This window comes from Streptomyces sp. NPDC038280, assembly GCF_055600045.1.
Window position 1 is genome coordinate 399,713 of record NZ_JBVJYZ010000003.1, and the last position, 14,718, is coordinate 414,430.

The following is a 14,718-nucleotide window of genomic DNA, read 5'->3' on the forward strand; positions in this document are numbered from 1 at the left end:
CATCACACCGCGACGTCACCCCTCCCGCGCCGCCGCAGCCCACCGGCTCAGCTCCTCCGGCGTCCTCGGTCCCGCCTCGTCCGCGCCCAGCAGGCCCTGCGCCCGGAGCACCGCCGCCACCGCCATCCCCCAGGGCCGTCGCAGCCGCGCCGCGTCGAGCAGCGCGTCGTCCGTGAGCAGCTCCTCGACCGGACCGGTGCGCAGCCCGGCGGGGGAGAGCACCGCGGCCTCGTCCGCCCAGCGCAGCGCCAGATCGACGTCGTGCGTCGCCATCACCACGGTCGTCCCGGAGTCGCGCAGCCGCGCGAGCACATCGAGAAGCCGCTCCTGGCCATGCGGATCCAGACCCGCCGTCGGCTCGTCCATGATCAGCACTCGGGGCCGCATGGCGACGGCGCCCGCGATGGCCGCGCGCTTGCGCTGCCCGTACGACAGCAGATGCGTCGGCCGGTCCTCCAGCGCCACGATGTCCAGCGCCTCCAGGGCCTCCCGCACCCGGACCCGTACCTCCTCCTCCGCCAGCCCCAGATTCATCGGGCCGAAGGAGACGTCCTGCCCCACCGAGGCCGCGAACAGCTGGTCGTCGGGGTCCTGGACGACCAGCTGCACGTGCGTACGCAGCCGGGTCAGGCCCTTCCGGTCGTACGACACGTCCTCGCCGCGCAGCCGCAGCCGACCGCTGCCGCACTTCAGCCCTCCGCTCAGCAGCCGCAGCAGCGTGGTCTTGCCGCTGCCGTTGCGGCCGAGCAGCGCCATCGCCCGCCCCTCGGGGACGGCGAAGTCGATGGACGCGAGGACGGGCGGCCCGTCCTCGTAGGCGAAGCCCGCCCGGACCAGTTCCACGACGGGGGCCACGGCGGCCCGTGCGGCGGACTCCGCGCCTCCCGCCGTTGGGGCCGGGCTCATCGACGCGCTCATGGCAGGGACCTTTCGAGTACGAGAGTGAGGGTGACGAGGCCCGCGAGCAGCGCCCCCGTCGCGGCGAGGAAACGACGGGACACGACGGCCCGCGGCACCAGCACCCGCAGCGTCCCGTCGTAGCCGCGTCCGGCCAGACCCGTCTGCAGCCGCTGGGCACGGTCGAAGGCGCGGACGAACGCCGTCGCCCCCAGCCCGGCCAGCGAACGCCAGGTGGCCGACCGGGTGGTCAGGCCCAGCCGAGCCGCCTGCGCCTGCCGGATCCGGGACATCGCGTCCAGCAGGAGGAAACTGATCCGGTACATCACCAAGGCCACGTCCACGACCGGCGCGGGGACACCCGCCCGCACCAGCCGGGGCAGGACATCGGAGACCGGAGTCGTGAAGGCGAACAGCAGCACCCCGAGCGAGGCCGCCGACGTACGCAGCAGCAGTTCCGCCGCGTGCACCGGTCCGCCGGGCGCGACCGTGACGAACCCGCCTTCCCCGCCGACCTGGAACAGCAGCGGTACCGCTCCCGTAACGCAGAATCCCAGGGGGATGCGGAACGCCCGCCACAACTGGCGCGGCGCGACCCCGGCGGGCCCGAGAAGCACGGTGAGCGTGGCGGCGGCGACCAGCACCGCACCCGGCCAGGGCGGCAGGCACACCGCGCACAGCGTCAGCCCGAAGCCCAGAACGGCCTTCTCGCACGGATGACGGCGGCGCCAGCGGCTGCTGTGGGCCGCGGCGTCGATCGGCAGCACCGGCGGTCAGGCGAGCGGATCGCCGGCGGCGGACGCGTCCGCGCGGGCGCTGCCGCTGTCCTCGAGGGCGGGGACGTCGAGGGCCGGGCCGTCGTCTGCCGGTGTCTTCGCCTCGCCGGCCCTGTTGGCGGCCCGGTCGGCCGCGCGCTCCTCGCCCTGCCTGCGCCCCCTGCGGAGTCCGAAGTAGTACGCGAGGACTCCGGCGCCCAGGGCCGCCTGGAGCGAGAACAGTGCCGACTCGATCTCGCCCGACGGGGGCTCGTACAGCGGGCTGAACCAGGGTTCGTAGTCCGGCTCCATCTCGGTGATGGCCGCTTCGGCCTCACCGTCCGCCCCCGTGAACGGCTCCTCCTTGTGGTCGCCCAGGCCCAGGACCAGCGGCAGCACCGCGAGCGCCGCGACGACGACGAGGAGCAGGGCGTTGATCTTCGCGTTACGGGACATCAGAGCGCCGCCTCCGCCTTTTCCTCGTTCTCGCGCCGGGCGCGGCCGCCCTGGAGCAGCACACCGAGCCGGGTCAGTTCACCCTTGCTCGACTGGATGAGCAGCCGCATCACCAGCACGGTGAGCAGCCCCTCGCTGACGGCCAGCGGGATCTGGGTGACGGCGAAGATGCCCCCGAACTTCCCCAGTGCGCCGACGAATCCGCTGCTCGGGTCGGGGAACGCCAGCGCGAGCTGGACACTGGTGACGCAGTACGTCGACAGGTCGGCGACGAACGCGCCGAAGAACACGCTGACCATCAGGGGCACGTCGAACCGCCGCAGGAGCCAGTACACGCCGTACCCCGCCCACGGCCCGACGATCGCCATGGAGAAGGCGTTGGCGCCCAGAGTGGTCAGTCCGCCGTGCGCGAGCAACAGCGCCTGGAAGAGCAGGGTGATCGTGCCCAGGACCGCCACGATCGGGGGCCGGAAAAGCATCGCCCCCAGCCCCGTCCCGGTCGGGTGGGAGCAACTCCCCGTCACCGAGGGAAGCTTGAGCGCGGACAGGACGAACGTGAACGCGCCGGACGCGCCGAGCAGCAGAGTGGACTCCGGATTGGCCTTGACCTCCTTGGTCAGGGCCCGTACGCCGTGAACGACGAAGGGGGCGGAAGCGACGCCCCAGGCGGCCGCGTGCAACGGGGGCAGATACCCCTCGGCTATATGCATGGTTGGGAAGACCCTCTCCAGCACCTCGTGGATGGACAGCGCACCTCGGCCGGTCTCCTGGCTTACGGGTGATGCCGTCCGGGCGCTCCGCCTTCCCGGAGACCGCGGTGTTCCGCGGCGTTCCAGTGGCTTCCCCCGGGGGCGTTCCCCGAGTGGATGGAGCCGGACTTCCCGATCACAGTGGCGAGGGCCGCACCGGTACCGCACCGGTTTCCCGTACACCAAGGCGGTGTGACATTAGTGCTTTGACCAGGTACATCACAACCCGCGCACGGTCGCACCATCCGGCGCGACCCTTCACCGGTGTCACTGTTTGCGGTAGCCGTACGCCTCCGACGCCGCCGCCTCGACCGCGTCCAGGTCCCCGCCCGCCGACGCCGTCACCAGGGCCGCCACCGCGCCTTCGAGGAACGGCGCGTCGACGAGCCGGGTCTGCCCGGGGAGTTCGTCGCCCTCGGCCAGCAGCGCCTTCACGGTCAGGACGGCGCTGCCCAGATCGACCAGGACCGCCACGCCCGCGCCCCGGTCGACCGAGGCGGCGGCGGCCGCGATGAGTTCGGAGCTGGTGCCCAGGCCGCCGTCGGGCGTGCCGCCGGCCGGCGCGATCGGGGCCGTTGCCCCGCCCGCGAGCCCCTGGGCCAGCGAGGCGACCGAGGTGGCGACGGCGGCGCTGTGCGAGACGAGGACGATGCCCACCTGGTCGCTCACGCGGACACCCCCTGGTCCTGCGCGGTGTCGGCGAGCGCCGCGATCAGCAGCGCGGAGGAGGTGGCTCCCGGATCCTGGTGGCCGATGCTGCGCGGACCGAGGTAACTGGCCCTGCCCTTGCGGGCCTGGAGGGGTACGGTCGCCACCGCGCCTTCCCGGGCGGCTTCCCTCGCCGCGGCGAACGACTCGGCGAGCCTCTCCGCGGCCGGTTCCAGGGCGTCCAGCATGGTCTTGTCCCCGACCGCCGCCCCGCCGAGCTGCGCCACGGCAGCGACCCCGGCCCGCAGCGCGTCGGCCAGTTGAGCGCGGGTCACCTCGGGGGCGTCGCCGAGCGCCTTGCCCATGCGTCGCAGCAGCGTCCCGTACAGCGGACCGGACGCGCCGCCGACGGTCGAGATCAGCTGTCGTCCCGCCGCCGTCAGCACGGCTCCGGGCGTGTCGGGGCTCTCCTTCTCCAAGGCGGCGACGACGGCGGTGAATCCGCGCCGGAGGTTGGTCCCGTGGTCGGCGTCGCCGATGGCCGAGTCCAGCTCGGTGAGGCGGTCGGCCTCGCGGTCCACGGCGGCCGCGGCGGTGGAGAGCCAGTGGCGGAAGAAGTCGGCGTCGAGCACGGTCGCCGCGGTCATGTCCCTTCTCACCGGCCCCAGCGCAGGGCGGGGGTCTCCACCGGAGCATCCCAGAGCCGCAGCAGTTGGTCGTCCACCTGGCACAGGGTGACCGAACAGCCGGCCATGTCGAGCGAGGTCACGTAGTTGCCGACGAGGGTGCGGGCCACCGGGACGCCCCGCTCGCGCAGGACGCGCTGCACCTCCGCGTTGAAGCCGTACAGCTCCAGCAGCGGTGTGGCGCCCATGCCGTTGACCAGGGCCAGGACGGGTCCGTCGGGGCGCAGGTCCTCCAGTACGGCGTGGACGGCGAAGTCAGCGATCTCCCGCGAGGTCATCATGGCGCGCCGCTCACGCCCGGGCTCGCCGTGGATGCCGATGCCCAACTCCAGTTCGCCGGGCGGAAGCTCGAAGGTGGGGCCGCCCTTCGCGGGTGTGGTGCAGGCGCTCAGCGCCACTCCGAAGCTCCGCGCACTCTCGTTCACCTGACGGGCGACGCTCTCCACCCGCTCCAGCGGCTGCCCCTCCTCGGCCGCCGCTCCCGCGATCTTCTCCACGAAGAGCGTGGCGCCCGTGCCGCGACGGCCTGCCGTGTAGAGGCTGTCCGTCACCGCGACGTCGTCGTTCACGAGCACCTTGGCGACCTGGACGCCCTCGTCCTCGGCGAGCTCGGCGGCCATCTCGAAGTTGAGGACGTCACCGGTGTAGTTCTTGATGACGAAGAGCACTCCGGCCCCGCTGTCGACGGCCGCGGCCGCGCGCACCATCTGGTCCGGCACGGGGGAGGTGAACACCTCTCCTGGGCAGGCGGCGGCAAGCATGCCGGGCCCGACGAAGCCGCCGTGCAGGGGCTCGTGCCCGGACCCGCCCCCGGACACAAGACCCACCTTTCCGGCGACCGGGGCGTCCCGGCGCAGCACGACCCGGTTCTCCACGTCGACGACGAGCTCGGGATGGGCGGCCGCCATTCCGCGCAGGGCGTCGGCGACGACGGTCTCCGGGACGTTGATCAGCATCCTCACTGGCATCTCCTCGGCCGGCTGGCGTGGTCACGGTTCACGATACGGATCGTGACGGAGGAATGTGAGGATGCCGGCGCCGACGGGGCGGAGGCCGCGCCCGCCGGCAGCCGGCTGGGGGCGGGGCGGCGGGCGGCCGCCGGCGGCGCGGCGCGGCGCGGGGTTGTGCCGATCCTGTTCGGTCCGCCCGCGCGGTGGCGTCGACCCTGCTCGGTCCGCACGCACGGGTGGGTCGGATCCCGCTCCGTCCCGACGTGCGGGTGGCCGGTAGCCGAACGAGAATGGGCCAGATCCCCCGTAGCCCGCCCGGCAGGAGACTTCCATGCTCGAACGCAAGCAGTGCCAGGACCGAGCCGAGATCACCTTCGTCCTCCCCGCCGACACCCCACCCGGGCCCGTCAGCGTGGTGGGCGATTTCAACGACTGGCAGCCTGGCGCCCACCCCTTGCGGACGAACGGCGACGGCACCCGCTCCGTCACCGTCGCACTGCCCGGAAAGGCCACGCACACGTTCCGCTATCTGGCCGCCGGGGACTACTGGTTCAACGACGAGAGCGCGGACGGCCACGACGGCCCCAACAGCCGCCTCGAGACCTGAGACGCCCGCAGGCGACGGCCACGGACGACAGCGCCGGAGGGCCGGGGGCACGTTCCCCGGTCATCCGGCGCGCACGAACGGGCGCACCAGTGGGCGTGGGGGCGGACGAGGGGATGGGGCGGAGCGACGCATGAGCCGGCGGTGGCGGGGGACCCGCACGCCGAGGGAGCGGGACGCATCGCCCACGCCGACCCGAGGAGGCCCCCATGCGCGCTCTGACCTGGCACGGCAAGCGGGACGTACGGGTGGACACGGTGCCCGACCCCGCGTTGCGGGAGCCGGCGGACGTGATCGTCGAGATCACGTCCACCGGGATCTGCGGCTCGGACCTCCATTTGTACGAGGTGCTCGGCCCCTTCATGGACCCGGGGGACATCCTGGGGCACGAGCCCATGGGCGTCGTGGCCGAGACGGGCCCGGCGGTCAGCTCGCTCAAGGCCGGGGACCGTGTCGTCGTGCCGTTCAACATCTCCTGCGGGACCTGCTTCATGTGCGCCCAGGGGCTGCAGTCGCAGTGCGAGACGACGCAGGTCTCCGAGCAGGGTATGGGTGCCTCGCTCTTCGGATACACCAAGCTGTACGGCCAAGTGCCCGGCGGCCAGGCGGAGTATCTGCGGGTTCCCTTCGGTAACACGCTCCCCATCAAGGTGCCGCACGGCCCGTCCGACGACCGGTTCGTCTACCTCTCCGACGTACTCCCCACCGCCTGGCAGGCCGTCGAGTACGCGGCGATTCCGCCCGGCGGCAGCGTGACCGTGCTGGGCCTCGGCCCCATCGGTGAGATGGCGGCCCGGGTGGCCCTGCACCGCGGGGCCTCCCTGGTGGTGGGCGTCGACCTGGTCCCCGCCCGGCTGGCGCGGCCCCGGGAGCGGGGCGTCACCGTGCTGGACCTCGGCGAGTACGGCGACGAACTGGGCGACGCCATCCGTGACATGACCGACGGCCGGGGCACCGACGCCGTCATCGACGCCGTGGGCATGGAGGCGCACGGCGCGCCCCTGGCCAAGGCGGCCCAGTGGGCCACCGGTCTGCTGCCGGACGGCGTCGCCCAGTCCCTGATGGAACGGGCCGGCATCGACCGCCTCCAGGCCCTTTACACCGCGATCGACGTGGTGCGCCGGGGTGGCACGATCTCGCTGGCGGGCGTCTATGGCGGGATGACGGACCCGATGCCCATGCTGACCATGTTCGACAAGCAGATCCAGATGAGGATGGGCCAGGCGAACGTCCGGCGGTGGGTGGACGACATCCTGCCGCTCCTCGTGGACGAGGACCCCCTGGGCGTGGAGGGGTTCGCCACGCACCACATGCCGCTGGAGCAGGGGCCGGAGGCGTACGCGATGTTCCAGTCCAAGGCGGACGGAATGATCAAGACTCTCCTGAAGCCCTGAAGCCCTGAAGCCCTGAAGGCCGGCGCGGGTCTGCGGTCAGACCGTCCCGTCGGCGCCGGTGGGGATCAGCGTGGTGACCAGCCGCTCCATCTGTCCGGAGGGGTCCGGCGTCCCGGTCCAGCGGGTCATCAGGAGGTGATGCGCCGTGCCGACGAGGGCCAGGGCGATGGAGGCGGTGTCCGTGCCCTGAGGCAGGCGTCCGAGGCGCTGTTCGGCGTCCAGATAGGTGGTGATGCCGTTCTGGATGGCGGTGAAGCCCGGAGCGCCCGCCTCCAGGGCCTCGCGGATCCGCCGGGAGGTGTCGGGGCGGGTCAGGGCCAGCCCGGTGACCGTGGGGTCGAGGGAGTTCAGCAGCGAGAGCGCGATCGTCACCAGGTTGGCCGTCACGGTGGATTCCCCGGCCTGAGCGGGAAGCTGGTCGGCCTGCCGGGCGGCGCGGGTGAACCGGTTCAGGACGAGCTCGGCGACGAACTCGTCCAGGCCGTCGAAGTGGGCGTGCAACAGCCCTTTGGCGCAGCCCGCCTCGCCGGTGATCGCCCGGCTGGTCAGGGCCGAGGGCCCTTCCCGGGCGAGGACCCGCTCCGCGGCGTCGAACAGCCGCTCGTGGACGTCCGGGATGGCTACTCCGCGCGGTGACATGGGCCTCTCCTGTACGGAATCGCGGCGCTCCCCACGGGCGGGGATTGCAAGTATGGGCGCGTGCCCATAATGTTTGGGCAGGCGCCCATACTATCGGCCGGGCGCCGCACCGCGTCCAGTTGGGGGTACCGCATGCAACACGTCGTGAACACCGAACAAGCCCAGGCGTGGAACGGCTACGAAGGCACGCACTGGGCGGAGAACCAGGGGCGCTGGGACGCGGTGAACGCGGGTTTCAACGAGCCCCTCCTCGCCGCGGCGGCGATCCGGGAGCGCGACCGGGTCCTGGACATCGGCTGCGGCGCGGGGCGCACGACCCGCCTCGCCGCCGGGGTGGCCGTCCGTGGCCACGCCGTGGGGCTGGACCTCTCGGCGCCGATGCTGGCCCGTGCGCGTGAATCCGCCGCGCGCGAGGGTGTCGGCAACGCGACCTTCGCACAGGGAGACGCCCAGATCCACGCCTTCGAGCCGGACTCCTTCGACGTCGCGATCAGCCGCTTCGGAGTCATGTTCTTCGCGGATCCGATCGCCGCCTTCACCCACGTCGCGCGGGCCCTGCGGCCCGGTGGGCGGGTGGCGTTCGTCGTCGCCGCCGAGGCGGGGGCGAACGAGTGGCTTCAGGCCCTGGCGTCCCTCGGCGACATCCTGCCCATCGGCGACTTCGGTGCTCCGGGAAGCCCCGGCATGTTCTCCCTGGCCGATCCGGACACGGCCCTCGCCGTGCTCTCGGCCGCCGGCCTCGAACACGCCACCGCCGAGCGCGTGGAGGCCGAAGGGATCTGGGGACGGGACGCGGCGGACGCCGCGGACTTCCTCCTGGGTTCCGGCCCGGGGCGCCACCTGGCCGGCCAGGTCGACGAGGAGGCCCGGCGACGGGCACGCCTCACTCTCGTCGACGCCCTGCGCGGCCACGAGGCGGGCGGCGCGCTGCGCCTGCGCAGCGCCGCCTGGCTGCTCAGCGCTCGGCGGCCGGAGTAGCGTTCCCCCGCGCGCGGGGGCCCGAGGGCCTGTCCGGGCGCGCCGTCATGAACGAGAAGGAGTGCCCGGCGGGGTCGGTGAAGACGCGGACGTCCCGCCGCCCGCCGGGGTCCTCGATGTGCACCGGCCGCGCTCCCAGGCTCACGGCCTCACGCTCCGCCTCGTCCAGGTCGCCCGGTTCGACGACGATGCACAGATGCGCCTGCTGGGAGTCCTCGGGCCGCGGCCAACTGGCGGGCGCGTAGCCGTTGTCCCGGCGGATCGCGACATGGACACCGCTCTGGCCGACCACTTCCACCAGATCGGGATCGCTCAACTCCTGGATCTCCGCGCCGAGCAGATCGGCGTAGAACTCGGCCAGAGCCAGCGGTTCGGAGCAGTCCAGGACGAGCACGGCCGTCTTCGTCACAGTCATGCGATGCGGTTACCCGGCCGTGCCCGACTCATACGGCGAGCAGCGCACTTGGCCGCGTCGAAGGCGGCGCGAGGCCTCAGGGCAAGGGCGTGCCGCCGGTGGCGTTGACGATCTCGCCGGTGATGTAACTCGCCTGGGGCGACGCGAGGAAGACATAGGCGGGCGCCATCTCGGCCGGCTGCGCGGGGCGCCCCATCGGCGACTGCTTCCCGAACTCGGCCGTGTCCGGCATCGTCGCCGGGATGAGGGGAGTCCAGACCGGACCGGGCGCGACCGCGTTGACCCGGATGCCGTCGGACGCGACCATCTGGGCCAGCCCCTGGGTGAAGTTGACGATCGCGGCCTTCGTCATGGCGTAGTCGAGCAGATGAGGGCTCGGCTTGTAGGCCTGTACGGAAGCGGAGTTGACGATCGACCCGCCCGCCGGAATGTGCGGCAGGGCCATCTTGGAGAGCCAGAACATGCCGTAGAGGTTCGTGCGCATCACGCGGTCGAACTGGTCGGTGGTGATGTCCGAGATGCCCTCGGGCTGGGCCATCTGGTACGCGGCGTTGTTGACCAGGATGTCGATCTTCCCGAACTCCGCGACCACGCGCTCGATCAGCATCCGGCACTGCTCCTCCTCCCGGATGTCACAGACCACCGCGAGGGCCCTGCGACCCGCCTCCTGGACGAGCCGCGCGGTCTCCAGCGCCTCGCCCTCCTCCGACGGCAGATGGGTGAACACGATGTCCGCCCCCTCCCGCGCGTACGCGAGGGCGACCGCGCGCCCGATACCGGAATCGCCGCCCGTCACCACCGCCTTGAGGCCTCGCAGCTGCCCGCTGCCCCGGTAGGACTCCTCGCCGTGGTCCGGCGGAGGGTCCATGGGGCCCGTCCAGCCCGGGTGCGGCTGTTCCTGCGAAGGGAAATCGGGCTGCGGATACTTGGTCACGGGGTTCTCCGACCCGCGCTCCTCTTGTGCCATGACTCGCTCTCCCGGTCGGTCGGCCCCTGACCGTCGCGCCGGCTCAGCGGCCGAGCGACTTCTTCAGCTCGTCCTTGTTCATCGAGGACCGGCCGTGGATGTTGCGCCGCTGCGCCTCCGCGTAAAGCTGGTCGTACGTAGGCCCCTTGGCGCCGCTGTGCGAGCGCCGGCCACCCCGCTCGGACGACGACATGTCGTCCAGGGAGCTCTTGCTCGCCGTGCGCGACTCACCCGCCCGGGCCCGCTCCTTGTTCACCGTCCGGGCCGCGATCTCCTCCGCCCGCTCCTTGGGCTCGCCCCTGTCCATCGCGCTGTCCTTGATGTGCTCGTACTGCCGTTCCCGCTTGGGACTCGAACCGCGAGGCATGACCGCTCCTTGTCCAAGTGATGTGTGAGGCATGTGGTGTGAGGTCAGTCGGTGGCGCCGGGTTGGGGGAGAGGCGGGAGCGCGCCCCGGCGACCGCACGGCACCATGTGCCCGCTGCGGCCACCGGGACGCGCCTCCCTGGGCCTCGGCCCTACCGGGTGGAGCGCTTGATCTGCTCCGTCGTCTTCTCTCCGACTTCCCGGGTCTTGCCCGAGATCTGCTCACTGCGGCCCTCGGCCTGCGTGCGCTCGTCGTTCATCGCCTTGCCGGCGGTTTCCTTCAGCTTGCCCTTGACCTGCTTGGCCTTCGCCTTCGCCTTGCTCATGCTCGTGTTCTCCTTCGGAAACGGTGGAGCGGACTGACGTCTCCACGGTGCGTCGCTCACTCAGCGCTCGCAACCGGTGACGGAGAGCGGTACCCGTCAGCCCCCGGGATCCGGCCGCGCCGGTCGCCCCGCGCGTGTCTGAAGCGGCCCCGAGGGGGTAACCGCTCTGCACAGGCGCGAGTGGGAGGTGTCGGCAGTGGACGAGGGCCGGCTTTCGCCACGCGAGCGGCAGATACTCGCCGCCATCGAGAACGGCCTGCGCGAGGACGAGGCACTGGACCGCAAACTCCGGTCCATGCGCCGCGTTCCGCACCGCCCCGTCGACCTGGTCCGGGGCGTCCGCCGCCACGCCCTCGCGTTGTGCGTGGCGCTGCTGGCCGTCCTGACGACGATCCTGCTCGTGTCCGCCGTGGCCACGAACTCCCCGGGCTTCATATGGGCGTTCGCGGCCGTCTGGGTGCTGACCCTGACCGGGCTGCTCCGGCTCGTCATCCGCTGGACGCAGCGCTGGTGCCAGGACGCGCGGCGTCCCGAAGGCGACTGACCCCGAGCGCGCGGCCGCGTCGCCCCCTGGGGCGGCGGCCTCTCACCGGTCGCTCCGCGACCCCGGCAGGAACTCCTGCACCTTGGCCTTGATTCCCTGCTTGAGCACATGGGCCCGCTTCCCGCCGTCCTTGCCCAGAGCCGCCACGGTCGCCTCGATCTGCTCCCAGGTCGAGTGCGGCGGAATCGGCGGGACCTCCGGGTCGGTACGGAAGTCCAGTACGGCGGGCTCCTCCGCCGCCAGCGCCGCCCGCCAGGCGTCGGTCACGTCGGCCGGGTCCTCGACCCGGATGCCGGTCAGCCCGAGCGAACGGGCGAAGCCCGCGTACGACAGATCGGGCAGGGACTGCGAGGCCTCGAACGGCGGGGCACCGCCCAGCGCGCGCATCTCCCAGCTCACCTGGTTGAGGTCGTGGTTGTTCCACACCGCGACCACCAGCCGCGGATCACGCCACTCGCCCCAGTACTTCGCCGCCGTGACCAGCTCCGCCAGGCCGTTCATCTGCATCGCGCCGTCGCCCACGAGCGCGATGGCGGGCCGGTCGGGATGGGCGAACTTGGCGCCGATCGCGTACGGGACGGCGCAGCCCATGGTGGCGAGCGTCCCCGAAAGGGACCCCCGCATCGATCCGCGCATGGTCAGGTGCCGCGCGTACCAGTTGGTGACCGAGCCGGAGTCCGCGGTGATCACCGCGTCGTCGGGAAGGAGCCCGTCCAGGGCGTGGGCGACGTACTCGGGGTTCACGGGATCGGCGCTCAGCAGCGCCCGCCGCCTCATCACCGTCCGCCAGCGCTCGACACCCGAGATGATCCTGCGCTGCCAGGACCGGTCGTCCTCGCGCCGCAGCAGGGGCAGTAGCCGGCGCAGGGTCGCGGCCGCGTCACCGACGAGATTCACCTCGTACGGATAGCGCATACCGACCAGTTGGGGGTCGATGTCGATCTGGACCGCCCGCGCCTGGTCGAATTCCGGCAGGAACTGGCTGTAGGGGAAGTTCGAGCCGACCGTCAGCAGCGTGTCGCAGTCACGCATCATCTCGTACGAGGGGCGCGTCCCGAGCAGGCCGATCGAGCCGGTCACATAAGGGAGTTCATCGCTGAGCGCGTCCTTGCCGAGCAGGGCCTTGGCGACACCGGCGCCGAGGACGTCGGCCACCTGCTCCACCTCGGCGCGGGCGCCCGCCGCGCCCTGGCCGATGAGGATCGCCGGCCGCCGTCCCGCGTTGAGCACCTCCGCGGCCCGCTCGATCGCGCTGTCGTCCGGGACCGGAGCCCAGTCGCTGCGGTCGAGGCTGGACGGCACCATCTTGAACGCGTGGCCGGGCGGTTCGTAGTCCAGCTCCTGCACGTCCGCCGGGATGATGACGGCCGTCGGGGCGCGGCGCGCGTAAGCCGTGCGGATGGCCCGGTCCAGCACATTGGGCAGCTGCTCCGGCACGGTGACGGTCTCCAGGAACGCGGACGCCACGTCCTTGAACAGGCTGTGCAGATCGACTTCCTGCTGGTAGGAACCGCCCATCGCGGTGCGGTGGGTCTGGCCCACCAGAGCCACCACCGGGACGTGGTCGAGCTTGGCGTCGTACAGGCCGTTGAGGAGATGGACGGCCCCGGGACCGGATGTCGCGACACAGACCCCGACCCGGCCGGAGAACTTGGCGTATCCGACCGCCTCGAAGGCGGCCATCTCCTCGTGCCGGGCCTGGATGAAACGCGGCTCGTTCCCGGCGCGGCCCCACGCCGACAGCAGACCGTTGACGCCGTCGCCCGGGTAGCCGAAGACATGGCTCACCTCCCAGGCCCGCAAGCGCGCGAGCACATGGTCCGCGACCTTGATCGTCATAGGTTCCGCCTCCGTTTCGGCCGGGTCGTACGCCTCAGTGGCTCGTGGGGCGCCTGCCCGGAGGGAGTCGGATCATGTCGGTTCGTCTGCCGCCCGCCTTCTGCGAGCGGGATGCGGAGGGCCGGTGCTCAACCGGCCGGCCAGGCGCCCCCACCGGCCAGAGCGAGGATGAGGGCGGCGATGTTCCACGCGTCGTCCTCGCCCCGGTGGTGGCGGCCCTCGAGCGGCAGGCCCGCGAGGCGCAGCGCCTGCGCCATCCCGGGGCGCTTGCGCAGCCCGTGGGCTTCGGTGAAGGCGGCCTTGGCGTTGGTGTGCCGTGCGCCGAAGGGGTACGGGGTACCCGTCGCGCGGCACTGGCGGGTGAACTGATGCCGGTCGTAGTCGCCCCAACTGGCCCACGGTCGCGCACCCGCCCGATGGTCGGCGGCCAGGAGCCGGCACGCCTCGGCGAACCCCACCCCGGTGTCCACCTCCGCCTGCGTGAGTCCGGTGAGCTCGGTGCAGAACGCGCTGACCTCCGACCGTGCCGGCCGTACGAGAACACGGTGACGGGCGAGCCGCTCGCCCGCTTCGAGGTCGACGACGGTCAGGCCGATCTCGATGATCTCGCTGACGGCCCCGGCGGGAGGCGCCTTCTCCCAGCAGGTCGCTTCGACGTCGACGACATTGAGCAGACGCTCCCCGGCGCCCCCCGTGTGTCCCGTGTCCCCATGGCTCATGGCGCCGAGAGTAGGGAGCCGGCCCCCGCCGGTCATCCGGTTTTCGGCGGGGTGCTGCGGTCGTCGGGGGAACGCTCCGTCGTCAGGTGAGGTCCAGGACGTCCCTGAGTGCGCTGACCGCGTGCGCGCGATGCTCGTCGAGCCACCGCACCACGGCGTCCGCGTCGCCGTTCCTCAGCGCGTCGATGACCGCACGGTGCTCGGCCACCACGCGGGCACGGTTGGGCTGTTCGGCGTAGTAGAGCGACCGGTAGGCGTCGGTGGAGTCCCACAGCGTGCCGATCAGCCGGACCAGACGGGGCATCCCCGACGCCTCGATCAGCGCGAAGTGGAAGCGCCGGTTGGCTGCCGCCATGTCCCCGACGTCCCCGGCCGCGCCCGCGCGTTCGACCTCCGCCTGCGCCTCCTCCAGGACGGTGATCAGCTCGGGACCTGTCCGGGCAACGGCCTGGCGGACGGCCTCCGTCTCCAGGAGCTCCCGGATGCGGTAGATCTCCTCCAGGTCCGCCAGGGACAGTTCGGTCACGAAGTAGCCCCGGTGGGCCAGGTGGACGACCAGGCCCTCGCCCTCCAGCATCTTGAGGGCCTCGCGCAGCGGCACCCGGCTGACGTCGAGCCGCGCGGCCAGGGCGTCCTGCCTGATCGGCTCGCCCGGACGGAGCTCCCCGCTGGTGATGGCGCGCCGCAGCTCCTCCAGGACGAACTGCTGGGCGGTCGGCGGGCGCCGCTTCTGCTGCACAGCGCTGCTCATCGCGTCATCGCCTCATCGCCCCTGACCTCTCCGTC

The 14,718-nt window shown here is 72.1% G+C and carries 19 protein-coding genes and 1 riboswitch; of the genes, 4 read left to right on the plus strand and 15 right to left on the minus strand.

Translation table 11 applies throughout. The features are described 5' to 3' along the window. Positions 1-15: 15 nt before the first annotated feature. From ACZ7J0_RS10120 to dhaK, 7 genes are all read right to left on the minus strand, one after another. Positions 16-906, minus strand: a complete 891-nt coding sequence (locus ACZ7J0_RS10120; protein ID WP_470886053.1) for an energy-coupling factor ABC transporter ATP-binding protein — start codon at positions 904-906, stop codon at positions 16-18. An 8-nt stretch (positions 907-914) separates the two neighbouring features. Then, positions 915-1,664 carry a cobalt ECF transporter T component CbiQ gene (cbiQ, locus tag ACZ7J0_RS10125; protein WP_470885790.1) on the minus strand — a complete coding sequence of 250 codons (750 nt, stop codon included), beginning with the start codon at positions 1,662-1,664 and terminating at the stop codon, positions 915-917. 6 nt (positions 1,665-1,670) lie between these two features. Next, entirely contained in the window at positions 1,671-2,108 is a 438-nt protein-coding gene (locus ACZ7J0_RS10130; protein ID WP_470885792.1) for an energy-coupling factor ABC transporter substrate-binding protein, read from the minus strand. Then, a complete protein-coding gene (locus ACZ7J0_RS10135) occupies positions 2,108-2,818 on the minus strand; it encodes an energy-coupling factor ABC transporter permease (RefSeq protein WP_470885794.1) in 711 nt (236 codons plus the stop codon). The genes ACZ7J0_RS10130 and ACZ7J0_RS10135 overlap by 1 nt, the downstream gene beginning before the upstream one ends. A gap of 30 nt (positions 2,819-2,848) precedes the next feature. After that, positions 2,849-3,059: riboswitch (cobalamin riboswitch) on the minus strand. 65 nt (positions 3,060-3,124) lie between these two features. Next, entirely contained in the window at positions 3,125-3,526 is a 402-nt protein-coding gene (locus ACZ7J0_RS10140; protein ID WP_470885796.1) for a PTS-dependent dihydroxyacetone kinase phosphotransferase subunit DhaM, read from the minus strand. Beyond that, positions 3,523-4,137, minus strand: coding sequence for a dihydroxyacetone kinase subunit DhaL (gene dhaL, locus ACZ7J0_RS10145; protein WP_470886055.1), 615 nt, complete (start codon positions 4,135-4,137; stop codon positions 3,523-3,525). The genes ACZ7J0_RS10140 and dhaL overlap by 4 nt, the downstream gene beginning before the upstream one ends. A 23-nt stretch (positions 4,138-4,160) precedes the next feature. Beyond that, positions 4,161-5,153 carry a dihydroxyacetone kinase subunit DhaK gene (gene dhaK / locus ACZ7J0_RS10150; protein WP_470885798.1) on the minus strand — a complete coding sequence of 331 codons (993 nt, stop codon included), beginning with the start codon at positions 5,151-5,153 and terminating at the stop codon, positions 4,161-4,163. A 319-nt stretch (positions 5,154-5,472) separates the two neighbouring features. On the opposite strand from dhaK, the gene ACZ7J0_RS10155 reads away from it, so the two are divergent. Both ACZ7J0_RS10155 and ACZ7J0_RS10160 read left to right on the plus strand, forming a co-directional pair. Then, complete coding sequence (locus ACZ7J0_RS10155; RefSeq protein ID WP_470885800.1) at positions 5,473-5,748, plus strand: isoamylase early set domain-containing protein; 276 nt, start codon at positions 5,473-5,475, stop codon at positions 5,746-5,748. Positions 5,749-5,954: 206 nt separating this feature from the next. After that, positions 5,955-7,139 carry a zinc-dependent alcohol dehydrogenase gene (locus tag ACZ7J0_RS10160; RefSeq protein WP_470885802.1) on the plus strand — a complete coding sequence of 395 codons (1,185 nt, stop codon included), beginning with the start codon at positions 5,955-5,957 and terminating at the stop codon, positions 7,137-7,139. 36 nt (positions 7,140-7,175) lie between these two features. Here the strand turns inward: ACZ7J0_RS10160 and ACZ7J0_RS10165 are convergent, their stop codons facing one another. Further along, complete coding sequence (locus ACZ7J0_RS10165; RefSeq protein WP_470885804.1) at positions 7,176-7,778, minus strand: TetR/AcrR family transcriptional regulator; 603 nt, start codon at positions 7,776-7,778, stop codon at positions 7,176-7,178. Positions 7,779-7,910: 132 nt separating this feature from the next. Between ACZ7J0_RS10165 and ACZ7J0_RS10170 the strand changes: the two genes are divergently transcribed. Next, the gene (locus tag ACZ7J0_RS10170; RefSeq protein ID WP_470885806.1) at positions 7,911-8,756 is read left to right on the plus strand and encodes a class I SAM-dependent methyltransferase; all 846 of its coding nucleotides are present in this window, start codon (positions 7,911-7,913) and stop codon (positions 8,754-8,756) included. Here the strand turns inward: ACZ7J0_RS10170 and ACZ7J0_RS10175 are convergent. The 4 genes from ACZ7J0_RS10175 to ACZ7J0_RS10190 form a co-directional block, all read right to left on the minus strand. Next, positions 8,734-9,171, minus strand: a complete 438-nt coding sequence (locus ACZ7J0_RS10175; protein WP_470885808.1) for a VOC family protein — start codon at positions 9,169-9,171, stop codon at positions 8,734-8,736. The two genes, ACZ7J0_RS10170 and ACZ7J0_RS10175, sit on opposite strands and share 23 nt — an antisense overlap. Positions 9,172-9,247: 76 nt before the next feature. Next, a complete protein-coding gene (locus ACZ7J0_RS10180) occupies positions 9,248-10,138 on the minus strand; it encodes an SDR family oxidoreductase (protein WP_470885810.1) in 891 nt (296 codons plus the stop codon). Positions 10,139-10,181: 43 nt separating this feature from the next. Beyond that, entirely contained in the window at positions 10,182-10,505 is a 324-nt protein-coding gene (locus tag ACZ7J0_RS10185; RefSeq protein WP_470885812.1) for a plasmid stabilization protein, read from the minus strand. A gap of 151 nt (positions 10,506-10,656) precedes the next feature. Next, complete coding sequence (locus ACZ7J0_RS10190) at positions 10,657-10,830, minus strand: CsbD family protein (protein WP_470885814.1); 174 nt, start codon at positions 10,828-10,830, stop codon at positions 10,657-10,659. Positions 10,831-11,026: 196 nt separating this feature from the next. On the opposite strand from ACZ7J0_RS10190, the gene ACZ7J0_RS10195 reads away from it, so the two are divergent. After that, the gene (locus ACZ7J0_RS10195) at positions 11,027-11,374 is read left to right on the plus strand and encodes a DUF3040 domain-containing protein (protein WP_470885816.1); all 348 of its coding nucleotides are present in this window, start codon (positions 11,027-11,029) and stop codon (positions 11,372-11,374) included. A 42-nt stretch (positions 11,375-11,416) separates the two neighbouring features. Here the strand turns inward: ACZ7J0_RS10195 and ACZ7J0_RS10200 are convergent, their stop codons facing one another. From ACZ7J0_RS10200 to ACZ7J0_RS10210, 3 genes are all read right to left on the minus strand, one after another. Then, positions 11,417-13,213, minus strand: a complete 1,797-nt coding sequence (locus tag ACZ7J0_RS10200) for a thiamine pyrophosphate-requiring protein (protein WP_470885818.1) — start codon at positions 13,211-13,213, stop codon at positions 11,417-11,419. Between the two features lie 128 nt (positions 13,214-13,341). Continuing rightward, positions 13,342-13,932, minus strand: coding sequence for a 3'-5' exonuclease (locus ACZ7J0_RS10205; RefSeq protein WP_470885820.1), 591 nt, complete (start codon positions 13,930-13,932; stop codon positions 13,342-13,344). 82 nt (positions 13,933-14,014) lie between these two features. Beyond that, positions 14,015-14,683: a GntR family transcriptional regulator gene (locus tag ACZ7J0_RS10210; RefSeq protein ID WP_470885822.1), complete on the minus strand. Its 669-nt coding sequence runs from the start codon at positions 14,681-14,683 to the stop codon at positions 14,015-14,017. Positions 14,684-14,718 lie beyond the last annotated feature (35 nt).

Excerpts from the sequence above, each read along its gene's own strand:
- ACZ7J0_RS10190 (WP_470885814.1), bottom strand. The coding sequence starts at position 10,830 with ATGAGCAAGGCGAAGGCGAAGGCCAAGCAGGTCAAGGGCAAGCTGAAG.
- ACZ7J0_RS10175 (WP_470885808.1), bottom strand. The coding sequence starts at position 9,171 with ATGACTGTGACGAAGACGGCCGTGCTCGTCCTGGACTGCTCCGAACCG.
- ACZ7J0_RS10170 (WP_470885806.1), top strand. The coding sequence starts at position 7,911 with ATGCAACACGTCGTGAACACCGAACAAGCCCAGGCGTGGAACGGCTAC.
- ACZ7J0_RS10165 (WP_470885804.1), bottom strand. The coding sequence starts at position 7,778 with ATGTCACCGCGCGGAGTAGCCATCCCGGACGTCCACGAGCGGCTGTTC.
- ACZ7J0_RS10135 (WP_470885794.1), bottom strand. The coding sequence starts at position 2,818 with ATGCATATAGCCGAGGGGTATCTGCCCCCGTTGCACGCGGCCGCCTGG.
- ACZ7J0_RS10130 (WP_470885792.1), bottom strand. The coding sequence starts at position 2,108 with ATGTCCCGTAACGCGAAGATCAACGCCCTGCTCCTCGTCGTCGTCGCG.
- ACZ7J0_RS10180 (WP_470885810.1), bottom strand. The coding sequence starts at position 10,138 with ATGGCACAAGAGGAGCGCGGGTCGGAGAACCCCGTGACCAAGTATCCG.
- ACZ7J0_RS10200 (WP_470885818.1), bottom strand. The coding sequence starts at position 13,213 with ATGACGATCAAGGTCGCGGACCATGTGCTCGCGCGCTTGCGGGCCTGG.
- ACZ7J0_RS10155 (WP_470885800.1), top strand. The coding sequence starts at position 5,473 with ATGCTCGAACGCAAGCAGTGCCAGGACCGAGCCGAGATCACCTTCGTC.
- ACZ7J0_RS10160 (WP_470885802.1), top strand. The coding sequence starts at position 5,955 with ATGCGCGCTCTGACCTGGCACGGCAAGCGGGACGTACGGGTGGACACG.
- ACZ7J0_RS10120 (WP_470886053.1), bottom strand. The coding sequence starts at position 906 with ATGAGCCCGGCCCCAACGGCGGGAGGCGCGGAGTCCGCCGCACGGGCC.
- ACZ7J0_RS10210 (WP_470885822.1), bottom strand. The coding sequence starts at position 14,683 with ATGAGCAGCGCTGTGCAGCAGAAGCGGCGCCCGCCGACCGCCCAGCAG.
- ACZ7J0_RS10185 (WP_470885812.1), bottom strand. The coding sequence starts at position 10,505 with ATGCCTCGCGGTTCGAGTCCCAAGCGGGAACGGCAGTACGAGCACATC.
- ACZ7J0_RS10205 (WP_470885820.1), bottom strand. The coding sequence starts at position 13,932 with ATGAGCCATGGGGACACGGGACACACGGGGGGCGCCGGGGAGCGTCTG.